This is a genomic window from Exiguobacterium acetylicum (genome assembly GCF_022170825.1).
Taxonomy (GTDB): domain Bacteria; phylum Bacillota; class Bacilli; order Exiguobacteriales; family Exiguobacteriaceae; genus Exiguobacterium_A; species Exiguobacterium_A acetylicum_B.
The window spans coordinates 87,306-111,617 of record NZ_CP081878.1 but is presented as its reverse complement, the minus strand read 5'-3'; the positions used below and the strand labels follow the sequence as shown (position 1 = coordinate 111,617).

At 48.6% G+C, this 24,312-nt stretch carries 23 protein-coding genes, 3 rRNA genes and 2 other annotated features; all 26 genes read right to left on the bottom strand.

The genetic code is table 11. The features are described from left to right. Nucleotides 1–230: 230 nt before the first annotated feature. The 26 genes from K6T22_RS00635 to K6T22_RS00510 all read right to left on the bottom strand — a co-directional run bounded on the left by K6T22_RS00635 (nt 231) and on the right by K6T22_RS00510 (nt 24,306). Nucleotides 231–827: a class I SAM-dependent methyltransferase gene (locus tag K6T22_RS00635; protein WP_023466614.1), complete on the bottom strand. Its 597-nt coding sequence runs from the start codon at nt 825–827 to the stop codon at nt 231–233. 82 nt (nt 828–909) lie between these two features. Beyond that, complete coding sequence (rplL, locus tag K6T22_RS00630; RefSeq protein WP_023466613.1) at nt 910–1,278, bottom strand: 50S ribosomal protein L7/L12; 369 nt, start codon at nt 1,276–1,278, stop codon at nt 910–912. A gap of 76 nt (nt 1,279–1,354) precedes the next feature. Then, on the bottom strand, nt 1,355–1,861 hold the full coding sequence (gene rplJ, locus K6T22_RS00625) for a 50S ribosomal protein L10 (protein WP_053451745.1): 507 nt from the start codon (nt 1,859–1,861) through the stop codon (nt 1,355–1,357). 50 nt (nt 1,862–1,911) lie between these two features. Beyond that, nucleotides 1,912–2,063: a sequence feature (ribosomal protein L10 leader region), on the bottom strand. A gap of 55 nt (nt 2,064–2,118) precedes the next feature. Next, complete coding sequence (rplA, locus tag K6T22_RS00620) at nt 2,119–2,805, bottom strand: 50S ribosomal protein L1 (protein ID WP_023466610.1); 687 nt, start codon at nt 2,803–2,805, stop codon at nt 2,119–2,121. A 117-nt stretch (nt 2,806–2,922) separates the two neighbouring features. Continuing rightward, nucleotides 2,923–3,348, bottom strand: a complete 426-nt coding sequence (rplK, locus tag K6T22_RS00615) for a 50S ribosomal protein L11 (protein WP_023466609.1) — start codon at nt 3,346–3,348, stop codon at nt 2,923–2,925. A gap of 149 nt (nt 3,349–3,497) precedes the next feature. Continuing rightward, entirely contained in the window at nt 3,498–4,049 is a 552-nt protein-coding gene (gene nusG, locus K6T22_RS00610; RefSeq protein WP_023466607.1) for a transcription termination/antitermination protein NusG, read from the bottom strand. 19 nt (nt 4,050–4,068) lie between these two features. Beyond that, on the bottom strand, nt 4,069–4,239 hold the full coding sequence (gene secE / locus K6T22_RS00605; RefSeq protein ID WP_023466605.1) for a preprotein translocase subunit SecE: 171 nt from the start codon (nt 4,237–4,239) through the stop codon (nt 4,069–4,071). A 44-nt stretch (nt 4,240–4,283) separates the two neighbouring features. Further along, nucleotides 4,284–4,430: a 50S ribosomal protein L33 gene (rpmG, locus tag K6T22_RS00600; RefSeq protein ID WP_023466603.1), complete on the bottom strand. Its 147-nt coding sequence runs from the start codon at nt 4,428–4,430 to the stop codon at nt 4,284–4,286. A gap of 155 nt (nt 4,431–4,585) precedes the next feature. Next, nucleotides 4,586–5,227 (bottom strand): RNA polymerase sporulation sigma factor SigH, encoded by a 642-nt coding sequence (sigH, locus tag K6T22_RS00595; RefSeq protein WP_029343084.1) that lies wholly within the window; start codon nt 5,225–5,227, stop codon nt 4,586–4,588. Between the two features lie 186 nt (nt 5,228–5,413). Further along, on the bottom strand, nt 5,414–5,944 hold the full coding sequence (locus tag K6T22_RS00590) for an NYN domain-containing protein (protein ID WP_238238396.1): 531 nt from the start codon (nt 5,942–5,944) through the stop codon (nt 5,414–5,416). Then, nucleotides 5,941–6,624: a 23S rRNA (guanosine(2251)-2'-O)-methyltransferase RlmB gene (gene rlmB / locus K6T22_RS00585; RefSeq protein WP_410503217.1), complete on the bottom strand. Its 684-nt coding sequence runs from the start codon at nt 6,622–6,624 to the stop codon at nt 5,941–5,943. The genes K6T22_RS00590 and rlmB overlap by 4 nt, the downstream gene beginning before the upstream one ends. A gap of 166 nt (nt 6,625–6,790) precedes the next feature. Next, entirely contained in the window at nt 6,791–7,195 is a 405-nt protein-coding gene (locus K6T22_RS00580; RefSeq protein ID WP_023466600.1) for a Mini-ribonuclease 3, read from the bottom strand. Further along, nucleotides 7,192–8,589, bottom strand: a complete 1,398-nt coding sequence (gene cysS / locus K6T22_RS00575; protein WP_238238395.1) for a cysteine--tRNA ligase — start codon at nt 8,587–8,589, stop codon at nt 7,192–7,194. Before cysS ends, K6T22_RS00580 begins: the two co-directional genes overlap by 4 nt. After that, nucleotides 8,543–9,244, bottom strand: a complete 702-nt coding sequence (gene cysE / locus K6T22_RS00570; RefSeq protein ID WP_283205694.1) for a serine O-acetyltransferase — start codon at nt 9,242–9,244, stop codon at nt 8,543–8,545. The genes cysS and cysE overlap by 47 nt, the downstream gene beginning before the upstream one ends. 27 nt (nt 9,245–9,271) lie before the next feature. Then, nucleotides 9,272–9,490: a binding site (T-box leader), on the bottom strand. Continuing rightward, nucleotides 9,490–10,938 carry a glutamate--tRNA ligase gene (gene gltX / locus K6T22_RS00565; RefSeq protein ID WP_238238393.1) on the bottom strand — a complete coding sequence of 483 codons (1,449 nt, stop codon included), beginning with the start codon at nt 10,936–10,938 and terminating at the stop codon, nt 9,490–9,492. Its footprint overlaps the feature before it by 1 nt. Before the next feature lie 43 nt (nt 10,939–10,981). Beyond that, nucleotides 10,982–11,464, bottom strand: a complete 483-nt coding sequence (gene ispF, locus K6T22_RS00560; RefSeq protein ID WP_029343079.1) for a 2-C-methyl-D-erythritol 2,4-cyclodiphosphate synthase — start codon at nt 11,462–11,464, stop codon at nt 10,982–10,984. A gap of 2 nt (nt 11,465–11,466) precedes the next feature. Continuing rightward, nucleotides 11,467–12,150, bottom strand: a complete 684-nt coding sequence (gene ispD, locus K6T22_RS00555) for a 2-C-methyl-D-erythritol 4-phosphate cytidylyltransferase (protein WP_238238391.1) — start codon at nt 12,148–12,150, stop codon at nt 11,467–11,469. Between the two features lie 132 nt (nt 12,151–12,282). Further along, the gene (locus K6T22_RS00550; protein WP_238238390.1) at nt 12,283–13,368 is read right to left on the bottom strand and encodes a PIN/TRAM domain-containing protein; all 1,086 of its coding nucleotides are present in this window, start codon (nt 13,366–13,368) and stop codon (nt 12,283–12,285) included. Between the two features lie 127 nt (nt 13,369–13,495). Then, entirely contained in the window at nt 13,496–14,872 is a 1,377-nt protein-coding gene (radA, locus tag K6T22_RS00545; protein ID WP_029343076.1) for a DNA repair protein RadA, read from the bottom strand. A gap of 76 nt (nt 14,873–14,948) precedes the next feature. Next, a complete protein-coding gene (clpC, locus tag K6T22_RS00540; protein WP_035413120.1) occupies nt 14,949–17,396 on the bottom strand; it encodes an ATP-dependent protease ATP-binding subunit ClpC in 2,448 nt (815 codons plus the stop codon). Next, entirely contained in the window at nt 17,396–18,469 is a 1,074-nt protein-coding gene (locus K6T22_RS00535; RefSeq protein WP_238238388.1) for a protein arginine kinase, read from the bottom strand. The genes clpC and K6T22_RS00535 overlap by 1 nt, the downstream gene beginning before the upstream one ends. Then, nucleotides 18,462–18,890 carry a hypothetical protein gene (locus K6T22_RS00530; RefSeq protein WP_023466580.1) on the bottom strand — a complete coding sequence of 143 codons (429 nt, stop codon included), beginning with the start codon at nt 18,888–18,890 and terminating at the stop codon, nt 18,462–18,464. Before K6T22_RS00530 ends, K6T22_RS00535 begins: the two co-directional genes overlap by 8 nt. 25 nt (nt 18,891–18,915) lie before the next feature. Further along, nucleotides 18,916–19,371: a CtsR family transcriptional regulator gene (locus K6T22_RS00525; RefSeq protein WP_023466578.1), complete on the bottom strand. Its 456-nt coding sequence runs from the start codon at nt 19,369–19,371 to the stop codon at nt 18,916–18,918. A 131-nt stretch (nt 19,372–19,502) separates the two neighbouring features. Further along, a 5S ribosomal RNA gene (gene rrf / locus K6T22_RS00520) occupies nt 19,503–19,618 on the bottom strand. Nucleotides 19,619–19,665: 47 nt separating this feature from the next. After that, a 23S ribosomal RNA gene (locus K6T22_RS00515) occupies nt 19,666–22,579 on the bottom strand. A gap of 165 nt (nt 22,580–22,744) precedes the next feature. Beyond that, nucleotides 22,745–24,306, bottom strand: a 16S ribosomal RNA gene (locus K6T22_RS00510). The 16S, 23S and 5S rRNA genes sit together here, the layout of an rRNA operon. Nucleotides 24,307–24,312: the final 6 nt, after the last annotated feature.

Genomic DNA, 24,312 nt, shown 5'->3' with positions numbered 1-24,312 from the left:
TGATTCACCTCTCAGACCCACTTCTTCTTATAGAGAAGGACGGGTGTAATATCGAACATTGAAGCCATTTTTTGATTGATAAGCGCAAAAAAGCGACGTCTTGTCTACTCAATCATCTGTAGTCGAGAACGCCAGCTGCTTTCAAACATCTTATCCAAAAATCACTCCAATGGCATTTTATAATACTATCATAGACACAACATGAGGTCAACGACAAATCCTTCGATTTGTCAAGACCGAATTGATTTAAATATCGAGTACCCTTTATCTCGGGTAACTGTCTCACACATACCGAATACGTCTTCCATCAATTTCTTCGCTGATGGTCCACCTTGTTTCTTTTGAATGACGACCCAAAGTTCACCGCCAACGACGAGATGATCATATGCTTCCCGGAGAATACGATGAACGACCGTTTTTCCTGCCCGAATCGGTGGATTCGTCACGATCGCTGCGAATGTCGATTCGCCTACCCCATCATACCCGTCACTCACACCGGTCGTCACGGAAACACCGTTCGCGCGCGCATTGTCTGCCGCTAGTTCGAGCGCCCGTTCATTGACATCGATCAAGTGTGCCGGACGACCTGTCGACTTCGAGAGCGCGATGCCCATCGGTCCGTATCCGCAGCCGACATCTAAAATGTCTCCAGCTACAGCCGGTTCCGTGAATGCCTCAATCAAAAGACGTGAACCAAAATCGATTCCGTTCTTTGAAAAGACACCGTGATCCGATGTAAAGCGGAGCGTTTGACCACGCAAGACGTATTCCCACGTCTTCGGATCTCGCTTCGATGAAGGGTCATTCGTATAATAATGATCCGCCATGTTTCCTTCCCCTCTCATGTAAAAGATGAAAACAAAAGAAGCTCGCAATGCGAGCTTCTTTTGTTTCTACGGAAGAAGAAAATTACTTAACTTCTACAGTAGCGCCAGCTTCTTCAAGCTTAGCTTTCATTGCTTCAGCGTCTTCTTTCGAAACGCCTTCTTTAACTGGTGCTGGAGTTCCGTCTACGAGAGCTTTCGCTTCTTTAAGACCGAGGCCTGTCAATTCGCGAACTGCTTTGATGACGTTGATTTTACCAGATCCAGCGTTAGTAAGGATAACGTCGAATTCAGTTTGCTCTTCAGCTGCTGCGCCTGCGCCAGCACCTGCAACTGCTACTGGAGCTGCTGCTGATACGCCGAATTCTTCTTCGATTGTTTTTACGAGTTCGTTAAGTTCAAGAACAGTCATGCCCTTGAGGTCTTCGATAAATTGCTCTTTGTTGAAAGCCATTATGGTTTTCCTCCTTTGATTTAGCCCACGTTGGGGTGTGAAAATTGTGTTGGTTGCCTATCCCGCTAAGCAGAAATTAAGCAGATTGTTCTTCTTTTTGCTCTGCGATTGCGTTCGTTGCCACCGCGAGTCCACGGATTGGCGCTTGAAGCACGCTGAGGAGCATCGAAAGGAGACCTTCGCGTGATGGAAGTTCCGCAAGGGCTTTGACATCTTCTACTGAAGTGACTTTGCCTTCGATGATACCACCTTTAAGTTCGAGAGCCTTGTGTGTTTTAGCGAAGTCGTTCAAGATCTTAGCTGGCGCGATAACGTCTTCATTACTGAAGGCGATCGCACTAGGACCTGTGAAGACTTCCTCAAGACCTTCGAGGTTGCTTTGAACTGCCGCGCGGCGGAGGAGACCGTTTTTGTAAACTTTGAATTCAACGCCCGCTTCGCGGAGTTGTTTACGAAGTTCAGTGACTTCTTCTACTGTGAGACCACGGTAGTCGACGACAACTGTTCCTGCGCTCGCTTGGAGTTTCTCAGCGATCTCAGATACGAGATCCGCTTTGACAGCGATAACTTTTTCGTTTGCCATTTCTGTTGCACCTCCTGGTAGATGAAATGTACCGGCGCGAGGGGCTGCTCGATTTCAAATAAAAAGCCTCCGTCTGCAAAGCAGAGGAGGCGTAATCGTCAAAAAGGATACCTGAACAAACAGGCTCTCTGAGCAAGAACACCTCGGAAGGATTTATGCCCATGTGAGCACCTTCTGTCTACGGTATGTCGAAATATATCAACGTTTTATACTGTAACAGCGTTCTTAGAACGTTGTCAAGTTCGTTTTAGACGAAATTATTTCGCGAAGTCAGCTGAAGATACTTTTACACCAGGACCCATTGTAGAAGCGATCGCGATGTTCTTAAGGTATACACCTTTAGCAGTAGCAGGCTTAACTTTTACGAGAGTTTCGATAACTGTGTTGATGTTCTCAACGAGTTTCTCGTTATCGAATGATTTTTTACCGACAGGAACGTGGATGTTACCTGATTTGTCGACACGGTACTCAACTTTACCAGCTTTGATATCGTTGATTGCTTTTGTGACGTCAAATGTAACTGTACCTGTTTTCGGGTTTGGCATGAGACCTTTTGGTCCGAGAACGCGACCAAGTTTACCAACTTCACCCATCATGTCTGGTGTCGCAACGATAACATCGAAGTCGAACCATCCTTGTTGGATTTTGTTGATGTACTCAGCATCACCAGCGTAATCTGCTCCAGCAGCTTCCGCTTCTTTAAGTTTCTCACCTTTCGCGAAGACGAGGACTTTTTGTGTTTTACCAGTACCGTGTGGCAATACGACTGCTCCACGGATTTGTTGGTCTGCTTTCTTCGGATCTACTCCGAGACGAACAGCCAATTCGATAGTCTCATCGAATTTCGCAGTTGCAGATTTTTTAGTCAAATCTACAGCTTCTGCGAGTTCGTATGAAACCGTACGATCGATAAGCTTAGCAGCTTCTTTGTACTTCTTACCCATTTTAGGTTCCTCCTTTGTGGTTGTGCGGAAAATCCTCCCACATAATGAAAGGGTAGCAGGCTTCAAGAAACTATCCGCCTGCGACCCTCATCGTTGTTCATGGTAATCAAAAAGACATTAGTCTTCGATTACGATACCCATAGAACGTGCAGTACCTTCAACCATCAACATTGCTGTTTCAACAGATGATGCGTTAAGGTCTGGCATTTTTGTTTCAGCGATTTCACGAACTTTGTCACGTTTGACTGTCGCTACTTTCTTACGGTTCGGTTCACCTGAACCACTCTCAATTCCAGCTGCTTTCTTCAAGAGAACTGCTGCTGGTGGAGTCTTAGTGATGAATGTGAATGAACGATCTTCAAAAACCGTGATGACTACAGGGATAATCAAGCCGGCTTGGTCTTGTGTACGAGCGTTGAACTCTTTACAGAAGCCCATGATGTTCACACCTGCTTGACCGAGTGCCGGTCCAACTGGTGGAGCTGGGTTTGCTTTGCCCGCAGGAATTTGAAGTTTTACGAGTTTCATAACCTTCTTCGCCACGAGACACACCTCCTTAATTCTTTAATGTGGTTTAATTGGACGTTGCGCGTCCTCCCACTCATTCTATTCGACGAGTTATTTATCGAAATAAGCACAACATCAAACACGAAAAATTGTATCATTAAAATAAAACATTCGCAATAGGAAACTTAATCGATTTTATCGACCTGTGCGAAATCAAGCTCGACCTTCGTTTCGCGACCGAACATATCAACCGATACTTTCATTTTCTCAGCATCTGTATCAAGCTCTTCGATCGTACCTTCGAGATTCTCGAAAGCTCCTTCTTTGATGCGGACGATTTGTCCGAGTGAGAAGTCGTAACGGCTCTTCAGATCGACGAGACCCATTGATCCAAGGATGTTTTCTGCTTCTTCCGGAAGGAGTGGTGTCGGTTTTGAACCGCCGCCGACTGATCCGAGGAAGCCCGTGACGTTCGGAGTATTCCGGACGACATACCAAGAATCATCCGTCATGACCATCTCAACGAGGACATACCCCGGGAAGATCTTGACTTCACGTTCCTTGATTTTCGTTTCTCCCTTTTTGTTCGTTACTTCTTCTTGTACCGTTTCAATTGGAACGAGTACACGGAAGATTTTTTCGTCCATGTTCATGGATTCAATCCGACGTTCAAGGTTTGCCTTGACGTTGTTTTCAAATCCGGAATACGTTTGGACGACAAACCATTGTTTCTCCATGGTAGGCCACCTCTTCTTTTTACTTAATCAACCAGCTCATCAATGCGCTAAGCCCTGAATCGACGCCGAAGATGAAGACACCCATGAAGATCACCATACCGATGACCGTCAATGTGTATTTCGTCAGCTCTTTCCGTTTTGGCCAGCTCGTCTTTTTCAATTCATTCCATACGTCACGCAAAAATTTCATCGTACTTTCCCTCCAGGATGTAATAAATCGGGACAGATGAAGCCTTATTTCGCTTCTTTATGAATCGTATGCGCGTTACAACGACGGCAGAATTTCTTCAATTCCAAGCGGACAGTGACGTCCTCTTTTTTCATCGTCGTATAGTCGCGGGCACCGCAATTATCACAAGCAAGGCCTACTTTCTTCGCCATCTCAAAGTCCTCCTTCTTTGCCACTCTTCTCTTCCGTTGTGTTACGTTCCTTCCGAAAAAGAGCGTAAAAAAAAACGCCTATGAGCGGCGTCTCGCTAGTAAGGCGCTATTTATACAGTAGCATAGGAAGGGATCACGGTCAATCTACCTCTCTGTTAGACCGTCATCTTTCGTGCTTCGAGGTAACGCTCAAGCTTCCGCTTGACGCGTTGCAGCGCATTGTCGATCGACTTGACGTGGCGATCGAGATCGTCAGAGATTTCCTGATACGTTCGTCCGTCAAGATAGAGCGCAAGTACTTTCCGTTCGAGGTCACTTAAAATCTCATCCATCTTTGATTCGATGTCTGCGTATTCTTCCCGGTTGATGATCAAGATTTGCGGATCAGAAGGTGCAGTCGACGTGATGATATCGAGCAACGTCCGCTCCGATTCATCGTCATAGATTGGTTTATCGAGCGAGATGTACGAGTTCAACGGGATATGTTTCTGACGTGTCGCCGTCTTGATCGCGGTGATCATCTGTCGCGTGATGCATAATTCGGCAAATCCTTTAAACGAGGCGAGCTTATCCGTTCGGTAATCGCGTACAGCCTTATAGAGACCAATCATTCCTTCTTGGATGATGTCTTCCCGGTCTGCCCCAATCAAAAAGTAAGAACGGGCTTTAGCACGTACGAAATTTCGATACCGCTCGATCAGAAATTCGAGCGCATCGCTGTTATCGAACTCTTTCGCTTGTTCTACAAGCGCTTCATCGGTCATGCACTCAAACTGGTCGAACGAAACCAAACTCATCCTGTATCCCTCCAAGCATCATTGACGAATAGTTCAATTGTTTTTAATTATACAATAATTACCTGTCGTACGACAATGAAAATTGGCATGACCTCTTTTGTTGTATCTAAAATGTATCTTTTCTCAAAAAAACACCGTTCTTCCGAAGTAGGAAAAACGGTGGTCCGCTCATGCGAATGGTTCATATCATATATCTGAATTCTTTCGTCGACGAATTGCTTCGAGACGGGCAATGACGTCTTCCGGTAAATCAATCTTCGAGCGCGGTTGTGCCGTCGTCTTCGCAGACGTCGTCTGTTGTTTGATGATTGCAACAGCTGCTTTCCACTCACGCCTTAGTTCTTGTGCGGATATGCGAAGCGCACCGAGTGTAAAGATGACCCACTGCTCCGTATAGTCATTCGTCGCTACCGTCAGCTTGACCCGAATGTCTTGTAGCCAATCAGCAGCCGCCTTTTCAATCCATTCATCCGCGGTTTCGTTCTCCCGTGTATAGACGATGTCAATCCCACTTTTTTGCATCCGGGATTCACGCCCTGGTTGAAGGTAGGCATCAAAGACGATTGTGACACTGAGACCGGTGACGGCTTGGTACTCTGCCATCGCGTGAATCAATCGTTCCCGTGCTAGTTCAAAATCTTGCTCCCGCAACGTCCGAAATTCTGGCCATGCGCCAATGATATTATAGCCATCTACGATGAGGCGATCATACTTCATCGCGAATACGGCTTTCTAGTCCGGTAGACTTCATATAGTAATAACGAAGCAGCAACCGATGCGTTGAGTGACGTGACATGCCCGGCCATCGGGAGGTGGACGAGGAAGTCACATTTCTCACGGACGAGCCGGCTCATTCCTTTTCCTTCACTTCCAATAACGATTCCAAGCGGCATCGTACCGTCGAGTGTCCGGTAGTCATCACTTTCGCGCGCATCCGTTCCGACGAACCAGATGCCTTGTTTCTTTAAATCTTCCATCGTTCGCGCCAGGTTCGTCACACGAACGACTGGGATATGTTCGATTGCACCTGTTGATGCCTTCGCGACGACTTGTGTCAATCCGACCGAACGACGTTTCGGAATGATGATGCCGTGTGCTCCGACAGCATCTGCCGTCCGCAGGATCGATCCAAGGTTATGCGGATCCTCCAGTTCATCGAGCATAATCAAGAGCGGTGTTTCATCCTTTTGACGTGCGAGCTCAAAGATATCCTCCAGCTCGGCGTACTCATACGCAGCAACCGCTGCGACGACACCTTGATGGTTTTCCGTTCCGGCTAAACCAGTTAACCGCGAACGAGGTACAAGCTGGATTTGAATGCCTGCTTCTTGCGCCATCGCATGGATGACGGCGAGTGGTCCTTTTTGTTGCCCTTCCTGTAAGAACAACTTGTTCATTTCGCGCCCACTCCGTAATGCCTCAAGGACAGGGTTACGACCTGACAAGAAATCTTGCCCTTCTTCGAGCGGTTCGATTACGACCGGTTGTCCCTTAACGGGAGCAACCTTCTTTTTCTCTTGCGCTGGACGTTGCGCTTTTGGCTTCGGCTTAGCGCCAGTAGCCTTAGGACTCGTCTGTTTTTTCGGCTTCGAGTAATTCGAACGCTTGTCCGATGAGTTCTTCAAGACGATCTCCTCCTTCTGAAAGATAAATATAACCAAGTAATGCTTCAAATGCTGTCGCGTAACGATACGTATGAACGTCGGTGCTTTTCGGGACAGAACCAGATTTTGCATTTTTCCCACGGCGGACGACCGCTGCTTCTTCTTCTGTCAATGCATCCGTGTTCAACCAGTGTGTCACGACTGTCGCTTGTGCTTGCGCTCGAACGTACCGGACGGCTGCTTTGTGTAGTTCGCCCGGTTTCACATATCCTTGTTCAAGCAATCGCTCCCGCACACGAATTTCATAGACGACGTCGCCCATGTACGCTAACGCGAGTGCGTTGAGTTGTTTGTAGTTCTTCATCCGCGCTTCCACCGCATCCCTTGTGCTGTATCTTCAAGTAGGATACCTTGATCACGCAATTGATCGCGAATCGCGTCCGCTCGCGCGAAGTCCCGATTTTGACGTGCTGTGTTCCGCTCTTCAATCAACTGTTCGACTTCCTCATCGAGTAGACCTTTGTCGACTGTTAATGTGACACCGAGAACACCTGATAATTCCGAGAACAGTGCGAGGAACTGTTCGAGGACTTGTTTTGACACATGTGCTTCTCCGAGATATAAGTTCGCTTCTTTCGACAAATCAAACAAATCTGTCACTGCGTTCGCTGTATTAAAATCATCATCCATCGATGTAATGAAGTGTTCTTTGATTGCCGCTAAACGATTCAACCACTTCTCGTCACCTGTTCCAAGATCAGCCGTCATTTCAAGGCGATGTTCGATATTTGCAACCGATTCGCGAATCCGTGCGAGACCGTTTGCCGCTTGATCAATCAATTCACGACTGTAGTTGATTGGGTGACGATACTGAACCGATAACATGAAGAAACGTAAGACCATCGGATCGACCGCTTGAATCGCTTCATGGACTGTCAGGAAGTTACCGAGTGACTTCGACATCTTCTCGTTTTCAATGTTCAAGAAACCATTATGCATCCAGTAGTTCGCGAACTTCTGTGAGTTGCATGCTTCGGACTGAGCAATCTCATTCTCGTGGTGTGGGAATTTCAAGTCTTGTCCACCGGCATGGATATCGATCGTCTCACCGAGGTATTTCTTTGCCATTGCCGAGCACTCGATGTGCCAGCCTGGTCGTCCTTCGCCCCATGGGCTCGTCCATGCCGGTTCGCCTGGTTTTGCTGCTTTCCAGAGCACGAAATCAAGCGGGTCTTCTTTTTTCTCTCCCACTTCGATCCGCGCACCTGCACGTAATTCATCGATTGACTGTTGGCTTAATTGTCCGTAGTCATCGAAGCTACGTGTCCGGAAGTAGACATCTCCGCTTGATGCATAGGCATTGCCTTTTGCAACGAGCACTTCGATGAAGGCGATGATATCGTCCATCGTTTCCGTAACGAGTGGATGAATATCCGCTTTTTGGACATTCAAAGCTCCCGTATCCGCGTGATATGCCTCGATGAAACGTTTCGTTAACGCATGGTAGTCTTCTCCGAGCTCGTTTGCCGTCCGAATGATCTTATCATCGACATCAGTAAAGTTCGAGACGTATTTGACTTCATATCCGCGGTACGTAAAGTAGCGACGAACCGTATCGAAGACGATCGCTGGACGCGCATTTCCGATATGGATGTAGTTATAAACGGTCGGGCCACAGACATACATCTTGACCTTTCCTTCTTCTAATGGCTTAAATGGTTCCTTTTTTCCGGTCATGCTGTTGTACAGTTGAATCATGACGTCGTCCTCCTTTGATCCGTTCGATTTCTTGTTTTAATACTTCCAGTTCCATTTCGATTCGCTCTTGGCACTCGCTGACGGGATCCGGGAAACGATGATCGAGTGGTGCTTCGACCTTCATGCCGTCCTGGATGACGACGCGTCCCGGAATACCGACGACCGTCGCATTCGGAGGAACAGGTTTTAGGACGACGGAACTCGCTCCAATTTTAGAGTATGCCCCGATCGTAATGTCTCCGAGGACACGAGCACCTGCTGAAACAAGAACTCCGTCTTCAATCGTCGGATGACGCTTTCCTGTTTCTTTCCCCGTTCCGCCGAGTGTCACGCCTTGAAACAACGTGACATCATCTCCGATGATCGTTGTCTCACCAATGACGACACCCATCCCGTGATCGATAAAGAATCGGCGTCCGATTGTCGCTCCCGGATGAATCTCGATGCCTGTCAAAAAGCGACTGAATTGCGAAATCAGTCGACCGAGTAAGCGAAACTTCGCTTTCCAAAGCCAATGGGCAAGACGATGCATCCAAATCGCATGTAAGCCCGGGTATGTCAAAATGACTTCTAACGTGCTACGGGCAGCTGGGTCTTGCTCAAACACATTGCGGATATCTTCTCGCATCCGTGTCATATTTGTTCTCCTCTCCATAAGAAAAAGCGCCTCCATGCATTGCTGCACAGAGACGCTAACGAAGCGCGGTCCCACTCTGTTTGGACGATCTACTCGTCCCTCTCGACGTCCGTTAACGCCGGAGATACGTCTGCGCCTACTCTCACTGATTTCGGGCAGCACTCAGAGGGGCATTTCATGATTCGCTTCTTCAAGCCCTCGCACCATTCGAGCTTGTCTCTGGAGAAGAAGACGCATCGTTACTTTCCTCGTCTACGCTTTCGTTATTCTGCTTCAAGCCGTGCAAGCACACGGTCTTTTCCTAGTAATTGAATCGTGTTCGGGAGTTCTGGACCATGCGTCTGTCCTGTCGTCGCGACACGAATTGGCATGAACAAGTTTTTCCCTTTTTGACCAGTTGCTTTTTGCGTCGCTTTGATCGATGCTTTAATCGCTTCTGGTGTCCACTCTTCTAAAGCACGTAACTGGTTCGCGAATTCTGCAAGTACAGTCGGAACCGTCTCGCCACTCAAGACAGTGTTTGCCTCTTCATCATACACCACTTCATCTTCAAAGAACATCTCTGAAAGCTTGACGATTTCCGCACCATGTGTCATCTGTTCGCGGTATAACGCAACGAGATCACGTGCCCAAGCGAGCTCTTCTTCTGAAGGTGACGCTTCGACGCGACCTGCTTCTTGTAGGAACGGAAGACTTGCTTCGAATACTTCTTCGAACGATTGATGTTTCATGTACTGGCTGTTGATCCAAGCTAGTTTGTTTTGGTCGAAGACAGCTGGACTCTTCGAAAGACGATCCGCGTCAAAGATCTTGATGAGCTCTTCTTTCGTGAAGATCTCTTGTTCGCCGACTGGTGACCAGCCGAGAAGCGTGATGAAGTTAAGCAATGCTTCCGGTAGATAACCGAGCTCTTTATATTGCTCGATATACTGAATGATCGAGTGATCGCGTTTTGAGAGTTTTTTGTGTGATTCGTTGACGATCAATGTCATGTGACCGAACGTCGGATATTCCCAACCGAACGCGTCATAGATCATCATCTGTTTCGGTGTGTTCGAAATATGATCGTCACCACGAAGAACATGGCTGATTGCCATCAAGTGATCGTCGATGACAACAGCAAAGTTATACGTCGGAATGCCGTCTTTTTTGACGATGACCCAGTCACCGAAATCTTTTGACTCGAATGAGACGTCGTCTTTGACGATATCATTCCATGTATACGTGACATCTTCTGGTACACGAATCCGAATCGATGGCGTGCGACCTTCTGCGCGGAACGCTTCTTCTTGTTCTGCTGTCAGGTTACGATGTGCACCTGAATAACGTGGTGCTTCTCCGCGTGCAATTTGTGCTTCGCGTTCTGCTTCAAGCTCTTCCGATGTCATGTAGCAACGGTAAGCGAGTCCTTTTTCAAGTAACTCATCCGTATACTTTTGATAGATATCGAGACGCTCCATTTGTGAATATGGACCGTACTCGCCACCGCGACCTGGACCTTCGTCCCAGTCGACACCGAGCCACTCGAGATTCTTCATTTGACTCTCTACACCGCCTGCGATGTTCCGCTTTTGGTCCGTATCCTCGATTCGTAATACCATCTTACCGCCTAAATGGCGTGCAAACAGATAGTTAAATAGTGCAGTCCGGGCATTCCCGATATGCAAGTGTCCTGTTGGACTTGGGGCATAACGTACTCGTACTTCTGCCATTGCCAATCACTCCTTCGACTAAAATTCGCTTATCTAGTATACCTTATTCTTCGATTCGTTTCAGTAGAATCACTGCTTGACAAGCGATTCCCTCTTCTCGTCCCGTAAAACCTAACCATTCCGTCGTCGTTGCCTTGACATTGATCTGTTCAATGTCCGCTTCGAGTAATTCCGCGATCCGCGCACGCATCGTGTCGATGTATGGACGAAGCTTCGGTGCCTGGGCGATGACTGTAGCATCTAGGTTGCCGAGCTCATACCCTTGTTGTTTAACGAGCGCATAGACATGCTGCAGTAATTTTGCTGAATCCGCATCCTTGAATTCTGGATCCGTATCCGGAAAATGTTTTCCGATATCGCCTGCTGCGATTGCACCGAGTGCTGCATCGGCAATCGTATGTAACAAGACGTCAGCATCCGAATGACCAAGTAATCCTTTCGTATGCGGAATCTCGATACCGCCTAAAATCAACTTCCGATCCTCTGCAAAGGCATGTACATCAAAACCTTGTCCAATTCGAATCATGATCATTTCCCTCGTTTCATTAGAATCGCTTCACCGAACCATAAGTCGTCCGGTGTCGTCATCTTAATATTTTCATAGTGACCGTGGACGATCGTTACTTTTCCTCCGTCCCATTCTATCAAACTTGCATCATCGGTTCCTAGATATTTTGTTGCCGCCTTTTCATGAACCGTACGAATCGTCGCAAGATCAAACGCTTGTGGTGTCTGGGCTGCCATCAGTTGCTCACGTGGGACCGTTTCACTGATGTGGTTCGCTTCGATCCGTTTGACTGTATCTTTAATCGGTACAGCGAGAATCGCTGCTTGATCCAAAGTCGCCGCTTGTACGACAGCATGAATTGCATCCTGCGAAATGAACGGTCGGGCGCCATCATGGATCAAAACGATCCCTTCCCCTTCAAGTGCCTCAAGACCACGGAGAACACTTTCTTGTCTCTCCGCTCCACCCGCGACAAGTTTAATCGATGTCGTATACGACGCGGTAATGCTTGTAAACCAGTCCTGCTCTAGTGGATTAATCGCAAGGACGATCTCCGTACACGCCGGATCTGCCTCGAAGACATCTAGTGTCCAAGCAATGATTGGACGGTCTCTTAGTTCGAGCATCAATTTATTACGATCAGCTCCCATCCGCTTACCAGCACCGGCAGCGGGGATGACGACACGATACGTGACTGTAGACATCACTTTCCCTCTTTTCTTCCAAACTGATCATCGTACTGCACTTCGTCACACCGAAAACGGACTCGATCGTGAAATCGAATCCGTTACGGGGTCTATCCGAATGCCTCTCGATGTCTCTCTAGGCATAGTGTCTCATTTTTCTTGTGGTTTCGCAAAAATCATTCGTCCTGCTGACGTCTGCAAGACGCTCGTAACAACAACACCAATCGTTTTTGAAATCAAGTGTTTGCCACCTTCGACGACGACCATTGTTCCGTCTTCGAGATACGCGATGCCTTGCTTCTGTTCTTTCCCTTCCTTTATCACAAGGACGGTCATCTCTTCACCTGGAATGACGACTTGTTTGACGGCATTCGCCAGATCATTGATGTTAAGAACAGGAACATGTCGGACTTCACAGACTTTGTTCAAGTTATAGTCGTTCGTGACGACGATCCCTTTGACGAGTTCCGCCAGTTTAATCAGTTTGATGTCGACTTCCGGTACATCCTCGAAATCTCCATCATAAATTTCGACCTCAACACCGGGAATCTCTTGTAACTCTTTTAAGACATCGAGTCCACGACGTCCACGATTTCGTTTCAACGTGTCCGAAGAATCTGCGATGTACTGCAACTCCCCAATGACGAATTGCGGAACGATCAGCTTTCCTTCGACGAAGCCGGTTTTCGTGATATCCGTGATCCGACCGTCGATGATGACACTCGTATCGAGAACCTTACTGTTTGATTTAGCTGGGACGATCACTTCTGGTGTCGCCTTTTTCTCACTTTGGTTGCTACGTAAGAAGATTTTTGTCAATTCATGACGTTTACGATAGCCGACCGTAAAGCCGAGATATCCGAATAACGCGGTCACGAAAATCGTTAAGACATTACTTAAGACAGGGATACCTACCAAATCAATCAATGTACTGACGAGGAATGCCAGTACCAACCCAATCAAAAGACCAAATGTTCCAAAAAAGAGATCTGCTACTGGGGCTTTGACGAGTCGTTCTTCTAAAAATCGGAGAAGTCGAATTACCGAATCCGTAATGAATAATCCAATTAATAAGAATATGAGTGCACCAATCGTTCCAGTTACGTATTCGCTCATCAACCATGCTGGGAATGTCGTATTCGTTGCCGTTTCAATTAATTGGAAGAATCGAGGTAGCAACAAAATCCCGAGGGCAAGTCCGAGTAATGCAAAAAATACCCGAATGACGATTTTCAATCTTCTCACCTCCTTTGCTTATTTTAAGTTCATTGTAACATGTACTGATTTGAACTACCTACGCCGGAAGGAGGGGAAACTGTTTACATATCCATTACAGCTCCCCCACTTTTTGCGTCATTCCAGCTTAAAACGGGATTGTTTCACGTAACGCTTCGTCGACACTCTCGACACCAACGACTGTAATACCGTCTGGATACGTCCAACCACCTAAGTTATTTTTCGGAATAATGGCCCGTGTGAAACCAAGTTTAGCGGCTTCAGCTACGCGTTGTTCAATCCGCGAAACACGGCGAACTTCACCTGTCAATCCGACCTCACCAATCACGACATCGGTCGGACGTGTTGGCTTATCACGGAAACTTGAAGCAATTGCGACACAGACTGCTAAATCAATCGCTGGTTCATCGAGCTTTACACCACCCGCTGCTTTAAGGTAAGCATCTTGTGTCTGTAAAAGAAGACCCGATCGTTTCTCAAGGACAGCCATTAATAAAGCAACCTTATTTTGATCAATTCCGGTCGCCATCCGTCTTGGATTCCCAAATGATGTCGGCGAAATCAACGCCTGCAGTTCGACAAGGACGGTCCGTGTCCCTTCCATCGACGCAACGATCGTCGAACCGGATACACCGGATGTCCGCTCCTCGAGGAAAATTTCTGATGGGTTGAGGACCTCTTCGAGCCCCGACTCCCGCATCTCAAAAATCCCGATCTCATTCGTCGAACCAAATCGGTTCTTAACGGCACGCAAAATCCGAAACGTGTGATGACGTTCGCCTTCAAAGTACAATACAGCATCGACCATGTGTTCAAGCAAACGAGGGCCGGCAATTGAACCTTGTTTTGTGACGTGACCAACGATGAAGATCGCGATACCACGACTCTTTGCAATTTTCATGAGCATTGCCGTACATTCGCGTACCTGTGTTACGCTTCCTGGCGCTGACTGGATTTCATCAATATAGACGGTTTGAATCGAGTCGATGATTAAAAAACGTGGCTGTTCTTCATCAACGACGCGCTCAATCATATTCATGTCCGTCTCACTGAGGACAAATAAATCTTGCGTCGGTAAACCGAGTCGTTCCGCGCGCAGTTTTGTTTGTTTGAGCGATTCTTCCCCTGAGATGTAAAGCACTTTTTCGCCGCGTTGGGCAAGACGAGCACTCGTCTGTAGTAAAATCGTTGATTTCCCGATCCCCGGGTCTCCTCCAACGAGAACCATCGAACCGGGAACGATACCTCCACCAAGGACACGGTCGAATTCACCACTTCCGGTAAAGACGCGACTCTCTTCTTGCGAGACGATGTTCGCGAGACGTTCTGGTTTTAATTGCTTTGTCGTCGTATGAACGAAAGCGGCACCGCGTCGTCCTTTTTTCTCTTCGACGACTTCTTCGACCATCGTATTCCATTCCCCACATCCGGAACACCGTCCCATCCATTTCGGTGATTCGGTTCCACAGCTTTGACAGACAAACTTTGTTTTTAACTTAGCCAATCGATTCATCCTTTCTGTTTCAAAAAAAGGACCAGCTTCGCTCAGAAAGTGCGAAAGCTGGCCCTGTGCTCAGTGCTTATTCCGTTGCGGCAGAACTTACGTGATTCCGACGAACAATAAATTCGTTCTCTTCGACATCAAGCGCAACATGTTCTCCTTTTTGGATATCGCCTGCGAGCAATGCTTCTGACAACCGGTCTTCCGCTTCCCGTTGAAGGGCACGACGGATTGGACGTGCACCGTACTCTGGATCGTATCCGATATCGGCGATCTTCGAAAGGGCAGCTGGTGTCAATTCGAAATGAATTTCCTGCTCAGCCAAACGTTTTTCAAGGGTTTTCGCCATCAACTTCACGATCTCTTCGATGTGTTGTTTCTCGAGTGAATGGAAGACGATCGTTTCATCAATCCGGTTCAAGAACTCTGGACGGAACGCCCGTTTGAGTTCTTCCATGACTTTATCTTTCATGTCTTTGTATTCGCGATCCGTATCTTCCGAAACAGCGAATCCGACATATTTATTACGTTTAAGGGCACTTGCACCGACGTTCGATGTCATGACGATGATCGTATTTCGGAAATCGACCGTCCGACCTTTCGAGTCCGTCAAGCGTCCATCATCAAGTACTTGTAAGAGAATGTTGAAGACTTCTGGGTGCGCCTTCTCGATTTCATCAAGTAAGATGACCGAGTATGGTTTCCGGCGAACTTTTTCTGTCAGTTGACCGCCTTCTTCGTAACCGACATACCCTGGAGGTGAACCGACGAGACGACTCGTTGCATGTTTCTCCATATACTCTGACATGTCGATCCGGATGATCGCATCCTCATCTCCGAACATTGCTTCCGCAACTGCACGTGCGAGCTCTGTTTTACCAACCCCTGTAGGGCCGAGGAAGATGAACGAACCAATCGGACGTTTTGGATCTTTGAGTCCAGCACGTGCGCGACGGATCGCTTTTGAGATCGATTTAACGGCTTCATTTTGACCGATGACACGATCGTGAAGGATTTCTTCGAGGCGAAGAAGACGATCCGTCTCTTCTTCCGCGATCTTCGTGACCGGTACACCTGTCCAGTTAGCAACGACTTGGGCGATATCATCTTTTGTGACTTCAAGTTTTTCGTTGCCCTGTTTATTCTGCCATTCCTCTTTCAAACGCTCAAGCTCATCACGTAATTTTTGCTCCGTATCACGAAGGCTTGCTGCTTTTTCGAACTCTTGACTCTGGACAGCTTCGTCCTTGTCTTTACGGATACCTTCAAGTTTTGCTTCGACTTCTTTTAAGTTCGGTGGCGCTGTATACGAGCGTAAACGAACTTTTGATGCCGCTTCATCGATCAAATCGATCGCTTTATCCGGAAGGAACCGATCCGAAATGTATCGATCTGACAATGTAACGGCTTCTTGGATTGCTTCGTCTGTGATCGTTACACGGTGGTGAGCCTCATAACGATCGCGGAGACCGAATAGGATTTGTGTTGCTTCATCTGTCGTTGGCTCTGCGACTTGGATCGGTTGGAAACGACGTTCGAGTGCCGCATCTTTTTCGATGTACTTCCGGTACTCATCAAGCGTCGTAGCTCCGATACACTGTAGCTCGCCTCGTGCGAGTGATGGTTTAAGGATGTTCGATGCATCGATCGCACCTTCTGCTCCACCTGCTCCAATCAATGTATGCAACTCATCGATGAAGAGAATGATGTTACCAGCTTGACGAATCTCATCCATGACCTTTTTCAAACGATCTTCGAACTCACCACGGTATTTCGTACCAGCGACGAGTGTCCCCATGTCGAGTACCATGACGCGTTTATTACGTAACGTCTCCGGTACTTCATTGTTGATGATTTGTTGAGCAAGACCTTCAACGACAGCCGTTTTACCGACCCCTGGTTCCCCGATCAAGACTGGATTATTTTTCGTCCGGCGGCTCAAGACTTCGATGACGCGTTGAATCTCTTTCGCACGACCAATGACTGGGTCAAGACGTGTTTCACGCGCCTGTTGCGTCAAATCACGAGCAAGACCATCAAGTGTTGGTGTTGCGACACCTGAACCTGCTTGCGATGCGTTTGCTGTTGTTTCGCTGTTCCCAAGCAGCTGGAGTACTTGCTGACGAGCTTTTGAAAGACTGATGCCTAAGTTATTCAAGACACGAGCAGCAACGCCTTCTCCTTCTCGAATCAAACCGAGTAAGAGGTGTTCTGTCCCGACGTAAGAGTGACCAAGTTTACGTGCCTCATCCATTGATAGCTCAATGACTTTTTTCGCACGTGGTGTATAGTGAATCGTCGTCGCACCATCTTGTCCTCGACCGATCAATGCTTCGACTTCCATCTGAATTTTATCTGAACTGAGACCGAGTGCTGTTAATGCTTTCGCAGCGATTCCGTCCCCTTCACGTACAAGTCCGAGTAAAATGTGTTCTGTTCCGATATTATGGTGCCCCAACCGTACTGCCTCTTCTTGAGCAAGTGCCAATACACGTTGTGCACGTTCTGTGAATCGTCCAAACATCATTATGCAAAACCTCCTTGTGTGTGATCCCTGTTTGTCTGTTCGGTTAACATCGTTCGGATCCGTTTCGCCCGTTCGATGTCCCGTTCTCTAGATGTTAATTGTTTCCCGAAATGCTTTTGTAGAAAACCTGTTTGTAACGAAACGAGCAGTTGATGAAAAAGATTTGGAGGAAGATTGACCTCTAGTCCCAGACTATCTGCTAAGCGAACATCCGATAGTCGTTCCGTCGCTTCTCGAGCTGTAATCAATCGAGCTGAGGTCAGGATACCGTAGGAACGATATAGTCTGTCCTCTAGTTCTTCTTGATACATCTCCAATAATCCTTTTCTTGCTGCTTGTTCTGCTTCAATTAATGCTTCGACCGCAAATTGATAGTCCGTGATCAGCATATCCTCACTTGCCCCAAGCGTCCGTTGGTTCGAAAGCTGGAACATGCGACCAGAAGCATCACTTCCCTCGCCGTAGCGCCCACGAATCGCGAATCCAAGTTGCCGTAAGTGTTTGATGTAGCCTTGAATCTGATTCGTCAGGACGAGTCCTGGTAAGTGCAACATTACGGAAGCACGGAGACCTGTTCCAACATTACTCGGACATGTCGTTAAATAACCAAGCGTATCATCAAAAGCAATCTTAAAGCGTTCGCTAATCAAACGATCGACTTGTTTTGCGATGCGAAATGCTTCTTCAAGCTGTAGCCCTGGCGAGAGCGTCTGAATGCGGAAATGATCCTCCTCATTCACCATGACACTAATCTGCTCATCTTCACTAATGAAAAGACCTGTTCGCGGATGACTCGCTAACGCTGGACTGATCAGATGCTTTTCTACTAAAGCGGTTCGCGTCAGTACATCCGCTTGATCAACACGACCAAACCGGAAGCCTTTCATTCCGTTGAGTTGGCGTTCTGTCTCTTCAATTAATGCATTTGCCTGTTGCTCTGACAACATCGTTGAGAACGGATAACGTGTCGTATTACGTGCTAATCGGATACGTGTCGAAACGACGATGTCGTCAAAGGGAGAAGATTGGTTCATCGATTCGCTTAAAGGGTGTTGGAGCAACTCTTCAAACATGACGCAAATCCTCCTCGACACTCTCAATCTGTTGTTTTATGACTTCTGCTTCTTCATAGTCTTCTGCTAAGATCTTGCGATTTAATTGTTCTTTAAGCCGACTGAGCTGCTGATTCAATCGTTTTTCAACGGATTCCTCATCAGGTCGTGAGCCATAATGTTGCGTATGACCGTGTTGGAATTGACGAACCATGCCGTCGACTTCGTCTTTAAAAAATGAATAACAAGTCGGGCAACCGACTTTACGAAGATGAAGCAATTGTTGACGGGTCATACCGCAAGACGGACATGCCGTCCCTTGATATTCACGTGCTAACTCCCGCACACAAACCGAGCATAAGAACTTCTCATCGGTTTCCGATTCTTGTGGAAGTTTGACACGGACGATTGCTTCTCGTTCGCCACATCGTTGACAACGCATAGTGCATTCCTCCAATGTCCGACGACTAGAGTCGCTTCATGGTTTGAAGAAGCGTCCGCATCAAGTGGGCACGCATCCGGTGTTGATCTTCGACCGCCATTGGCAAACTCTCTTTTTGCAACAGCGATTGAATCAAAATAGCTTCCCGCCGCGTCAGTAATTGTTCGTTCATCAAACGAATCAAATAATCTTCTGCAGCTTGTTCCGTCAAATGATCACCAATCCATGAACTGACTTCATCCAATAGATCGTGACTATCGAGCACAACGATTTTTTGGATCCGAATGTATCCACCGCCACCCCGTTTACTTTCAACAAAATAACCCTTTTCGACCGTAAAACGAGTATTAATGACATAGTTGATTTGTGATGGAACACAGTCAAAACGCTGTGCAATTTCTTGACGTTTGATTTCAATCGTCTTTTCGTCGTGTAAAATTTGCTTTAAATAGGCTTCGATGATATCTGTGATGTTTTGCATTGGCACCACCTCTCTGACCATCTTTGACTATTGTTTGATTTAATAGTAATCATCTAAAAAAAGAAATGCAACTGATAAGGCTTTTTAGAAAACACAAAAAGACCGACCTGCAATCTGCAGATCGGTCAAGTGCCTGGCAACGTCCTATCCTCACAGGGGGAAGCCCCCAACTACTTTCGGCGTTCAAGTGCTTAACTTCCGTGTTCGGCATGGGAACGGGTGTGACCACTTGGCTATCGTCACCAGACGATCGGGCTCGCGCCCTCAAAACTGAAGTCATCAACAAGCATCTGCTAGAACAAGGCCTCGACCGATTAGTATCACTCAGCTCCACATGTCGCCATGCTTCCACCCGTGACCTATCTACCTCATCGTCTCTGAGGGGTCTTTCTTGATTACTCAAAGGGAAATCTCATCTTGGAGGGGGCTTCATGCTTAGATGCTTTCAGCATTTATCCCGTCCGCACGTAGCTACCCAGCGATGCTCCTGGCGGAACAACTGGTACACCAGCGGTGCGTCCATCCCGGTCCTCTCGTACTAAGGACAGCTCTCCTCAAATTTCCTGCGCCCACGACGGATAGGGACCGAACTGTCTCACGACGTTCTGAACCCAGCTCGCGTACCGCTTTAATGGGCGAACAGCCCAACCCTTGGGACCTACTCCAGCCCCAGGATGCGATGAGCCGACATCGAGGTGCCAAACCTCCCCGTCGATGTGGACTCTTGGGGGAGATCAGCCTGTTATCCCCAGGGTAGCTTTTATCCGTTGAGCGATGGCCCTTCCATGCGGAACCACCGGATCACTAAGCCCGACTTTCGTCCCTGCTCGACTTGTAGGTCTCGCAGTCAAGCTCCCTTCTGCCTTTGCGCTCTACGAATGATTTCCAACCATTCTGAGGGAACCTTTGGGCGCCTCCGTTACTGTTTAGGAGGCGACCGCCCCAGTCAAACTACCCGCCTGACACGGTCCTCCAGCCGGATTACGGCTGCGAGTTAGAGACTCTATGCATGAAGGGCGGTATCCCAAGGGTGACTCCTCCGAAGCTGGCGCTCCGGGCTCGACGTCTCCCGCCTATCCTGTACATCATGCACAAAGCCTCAATATCAGGCTGTAGTAAAGCTCCATGGGGTCTTTCCGTCCTGTCGCGGGTAACCTGCATCTTCACAGGTACTATGATTTCACCGGGTCTCTCGTTGAGACAGTGCCCAAATCGTTACGCCTTTCGTGCGGGTCGGAACTTACCCGACAAGGAATTTCGCTACCTTAGGACCGTTATAGTTACGGCCGCCGTTTACTGGGGCTTCGGTTCAAAGCTTCGCTTGCGCTAACCCATCCCCTTAACCTTCCAGCACCGGGCAGGCGTCAGCCCCTATACGTCATCTTGCGATTTAGCAGAGACCTGTGTTTTTGCTAAACAGTCGTTTGGGCCTATTCACTGCGGCTCTACTCATGTAGAGCGTCCCTTCTCCCGAAGTTACGGGACCATTTTGCCGAGTTCCTTAACGAGAGTTATCCCGCGCGTCTTAGAATTCTCATCTCGCCTACCTGTGTCGGTTTACGGTACTGGCGCCTTCCCCCTCACTAGAGGCTTTTCTTGGCAGTGTGAAATCGTGACCTACGTCCCTACGGGACTCCGCATCGTTCCTTGACTTTGATGCCTGACGGATTTGCCAATCAGACGGTCTTGAAACTTGCACATGCACTTCCATCCGCATGCGTCACTATCCTCCTGCGTCCCCCCATTGTTCAAACGGTGGATCGGCGGTACAGGAATATCAACCTGTTATCCATCGCCTACGCCTTTCGGCCTCGGCTTAGGTCCAGACTAACCCTGAGCGGACGAGCCTTCCTCAGGAAACCTTGGGCTTTCGACGGAGGGGATTCTCACCCCTCTTTTCGCTACTCACACCGGCATTCTCACTTCCAAACGCTCCACTGCTCCTTCCGGTACAGCTTCACAGCGGTTTGGAACGCTCCCCTACCATTCCTTACGGAATCCGCAGCTTCGGTGGTATGTTTAGCCCCGTTACATTTTCGGCGCGGCGCCACTCGACTAGTGAGCTATTACGCACTCTTTGAATGGTGGCTGCTTCTAAGCCAACATCCTAGCTGTCTAGGCAGCGCCACATCCTTTTCCACTTAACATACACTTTGGGACCTTAGCTGGCGGTCTGGGCTGTTTCCCTCTTGACTACGGATCTTATCACTCGCAGTCTGACTCCCGAGTATAAGTTGCTGGCATTCGGAGTTTAACTGAATTCGGTAACCCTGTGGGGGCCCCTAGTCCAATCAGTGCTCTACCTCCAGAACTCTCAACCTCGAGGCTAGCCCTAAAGCTATTTCGGGGAGAACCAGCTATCTCCAGGTTCGATTGGCATTTCACCGCTACCCACACCTCATCCCCGCACTTTTCAACGTGCGTGGGTTCGGACCTCCAGTCAGTGTTACCTGACCTTCATCCTGGACATGGGTAGATCACCTGGTTTCGGGTCTACGACAACGCACTGAACGCCCTGTTCAGACTCGCTTTCGCTACGGCTCCGCCTCATCGGCTTAACCTCGCGCGTTATCGTAACTCGCCGGTTCATTCTACAAAAGGCACGCCATCACCCGTTAACGGGCTCTGACTACTTGTAGGCATACGGTTTCAGGATCTATTTCACTCCCCTTCCGGGGTGCTTTTCACCTTTCCCTCACGGTACTGGTTCACTATCGGTCACTAGGGAGTATTTAGCCTTGGGAGATGGTCCTCCCGGATTCCGACGGGGTTTCACGTGTCCCGCCGTACTCAGGATCCACTCTGGAGGGAAAACAGTTTCAGCTACAGGGCTGTCACCTTCTTCGGCCGACCTTTCCAGGTCCTTCACCTACTGTCTTCCTTTTTGACTCCGTATAGAGTGTCCTACAACCCCGAAGAGCATGCTCTTCGGTTTGGGCTGTTCCCGTTTCGCTCGCCGCTACTCAGGGAATCGCATTTGCTTTCTCTTCCTCCGGGTACTTAGATGTTTCAGTTCCCCGGGTCTGCCTCACGCTACGCTATGTATTCACGTAACATGTCCCATCCCATTACAGATGGTGGGTTCCCCCATTCGGAAATCTTCGGATCAAAGCATACTTACTGCTCCCCGAAGCATATCGCTGTTCGTCGCGTCCTTCATCGGCTCCTAGTGCCAAGGCATCCACCGTACGCCCTTCATACCTTGATCTAGCGTTGGTATTCTAAGAACACACGTCTAATGACATGGTTATAAAAAGTTTGATGTCTTGTTGATGTCTTCAGTTTTCAAGGTGCGAGTGTCTCTTTCGAGACGTGAGAGACGAGCTCTCAAAACTGAACGATGGGCATGTCCCGTAAGGGACGTTTTCCTTAGAAAGGAGGTGATCCAGCCGCACCTTCCGATACGGCTACCTTGTTACGACTTCACCCCAATCATCTACCCCACCTTCGACGGCTGGCTCCTTGCGGTTACCTCACCGGCTTCGGGTGTTGCAAACTCTCGTGGTGTGACGGGCGGTGTGTACAAGACCCGGGAACGTATTCACCGCAGTATGCTGACCTGCGATTACTAGCGATTCCGACTTCATGCAGGCGAGTTGCAGCCTGCAATCCGAACTGGGAACGGCTTTATGGGATTGGCTCCACCTCGCGGTCTCGCTGCCCTTTGTACCGTCCATTGTAGCACGTGTGTAGCCCAACTCATAAGGGGCATGATGATTTGACGTCATCCCCACCTTCCTCCGGTTTGTCACCGGCAGTCTCCCTAGAGTGCCCAACTAAATGCTGGCAACTAAGGATAGGGGTTGCGCTCGTTGCGGGACTTAACCCAACATCTCACGACACGAGCTGACGACAACCATGCACCACCTGTCACCATTGTCCCCGAAGGGAAAACTTGATCTCTCAAGCGGTCAATGGGATGTCAAGAGTTGGTAAGGTTCTTCGCGTTGCTTCGAATTAAACCACATGCTCCACCGCTTGTGCGGGTCCCCGTCAATTCCTTTGAGTTTCAGCCTTGCGGCCGTACTCCCCAGGCGGAGTGCTTAATGCGTTAGCTTCAGCACTGAGGGGCGGAAACCCCCCAACACCTAGCACTCATCGTTTACGGCGTGGACTACCAGGGTATCTAATCCTGTTTGCTCCCCACGCTTTCGCGCCTCAGCGTCAGTTACAGACCAAAGAGTCGCCTTCGCCACTGGTGTTCCTCCACATCTCTACGCATTTCACCGCTACACGTGGAATTCCACTCTTCTCTTCTGTACTCAAGCCTTCCAGTTTCCAATGGCCCTCCCCGGTTGAGCCGGGGGCTTTCACATCAGACTTAAAAGGCCGCCTGCGCGCGCTTTACGCCCAATAATTCCGGACAACGCTTGCCACCTACGTATTACCGCGGCTGCTGGCACGTAGTTAGCCGTGGCTTTCTCGTAAGGTACCGTCAAGGTACGAGCATTACCTCTCGTACGTGTTCTTCCCTTACAACAGAGTTTTACGATCCGAAAACCTTCATCACTCACGCGGCGTTGCTCCATCAGACTTTCGTCCATTGTGGAAGATTCCCTACTGCTGCCTCCCGTAGGAGTCTGGGCCGTGTCTCAGTCCCAGTGTGGCCGATCACCCTCTCAGGTCGGCTATGCATCGTCGCCTTGGTGGGCCGTTACCCCACCAACTAGCTAATGCACCGCAAGGCCATCTCAAGGTGACGCCGGAGCGCCTTTCATCAGCGGACCATGCGGTCCGTTGAACTATCCGGTATTAGCTCCGATTTCTCGGAGTTATCCCAATCCTTGAGGCAGGTTCCTTACGTGTTACTCACCCGTCCGCCGCTCATTCCACTGCCTTCCCTCCGAAGAGTTCCGTCAGCTTCCTGCGCTCGACTTGCATGTATTAGGCACGCCGCCAGCGTTCGTCCTGAGCCAGGATCAAACTCTCCATAAAGTGTTT

Bases quoted from the DNA above. Each gene is read 5' to 3' on its own strand.
- K6T22_RS00635 (WP_023466614.1), bottom strand. From the start codon at position 827: ATGGCGGATCATTATTATACGAATGACCCTTCATCGAAGCGAGATCCG.
- rplL (WP_023466613.1), bottom strand. From the start codon at position 1,278: ATGGCTTTCAACAAAGAGCAATTTATCGAAGACCTCAAGGGCATGACT.
- rplJ (WP_053451745.1), bottom strand. From the start codon at position 1,861: ATGGCAAACGAAAAAGTTATCGCTGTCAAAGCGGATCTCGTATCTGAG.
- rplA (WP_023466610.1), bottom strand. From the start codon at position 2,805: ATGGGTAAGAAGTACAAAGAAGCTGCTAAGCTTATCGATCGTACGGTT.
- nusG (WP_023466607.1), bottom strand. From the start codon at position 4,049: ATGGAGAAACAATGGTTTGTCGTCCAAACGTATTCCGGATTTGAAAAC.
- secE (WP_023466605.1), bottom strand. From the start codon at position 4,239: ATGAAATTTTTGCGTGACGTATGGAATGAATTGAAAAAGACGAGCTGG.
- rpmG (WP_023466603.1), bottom strand. From the start codon at position 4,430: ATGGCGAAGAAAGTAGGCCTTGCTTGTGATAATTGCGGTGCCCGCGAC.
- sigH (WP_029343084.1), bottom strand. From the start codon at position 5,227: ATGAGTTTGGTTTCGTTCGACCAGTTTGAGTGCATGACCGATGAAGCG.
- K6T22_RS00590 (WP_238238396.1), bottom strand. From the start codon at position 5,944: ATGAAGTATGATCGCCTCATCGTAGATGGCTATAATATCATTGGCGCA.
- rlmB (WP_410503217.1), bottom strand. From the start codon at position 6,624: ATGAACAAGTTGTTCTTACAGGAAGGGCAACAAAAAGGACCACTCGCC.
- K6T22_RS00580 (WP_023466600.1), bottom strand. From the start codon at position 7,195: ATGAAGAACTACAAACAACTCAACGCACTCGCGTTAGCGTACATGGGC.
- cysS (WP_238238395.1), bottom strand. From the start codon at position 8,589: ATGATTCAACTGTACAACAGCATGACCGGAAAAAAGGAACCATTTAAG.
- cysE (WP_283205694.1), bottom strand. From the start codon at position 9,244: ATGGAGAGGAGAACAAATATGACACGGATGCGAGAAGATATCCGCAAT.
- gltX (WP_238238393.1), bottom strand. From the start codon at position 10,938: ATGGCAGAAGTACGAGTACGTTATGCCCCAAGTCCAACAGGACACTTG.
- ispF (WP_029343079.1), bottom strand. From the start codon at position 11,464: ATGATTCGAATTGGACAAGGTTTTGATGTACATGCCTTTGCAGAGGAT.
- ispD (WP_238238391.1), bottom strand. From the start codon at position 12,150: ATGTCTACAGTCACGTATCGTGTCGTCATCCCCGCTGCCGGTGCTGGT.
- clpC (WP_035413120.1), bottom strand. From the start codon at position 17,396: ATGATGTTTGGACGATTCACAGAACGTGCACAACGTGTATTGGCACTT.
- K6T22_RS00535 (WP_238238388.1), bottom strand. From the start codon at position 18,469: ATGTTTGAAGAGTTGCTCCAACACCCTTTAAGCGAATCGATGAACCAA.
- K6T22_RS00530 (WP_023466580.1), bottom strand. From the start codon at position 18,890: ATGCGTTGTCAACGATGTGGCGAACGAGAAGCAATCGTCCGTGTCAAA.
- K6T22_RS00525 (WP_023466578.1), bottom strand. From the start codon at position 19,371: ATGCAAAACATCACAGATATCATCGAAGCCTATTTAAAGCAAATTTTA.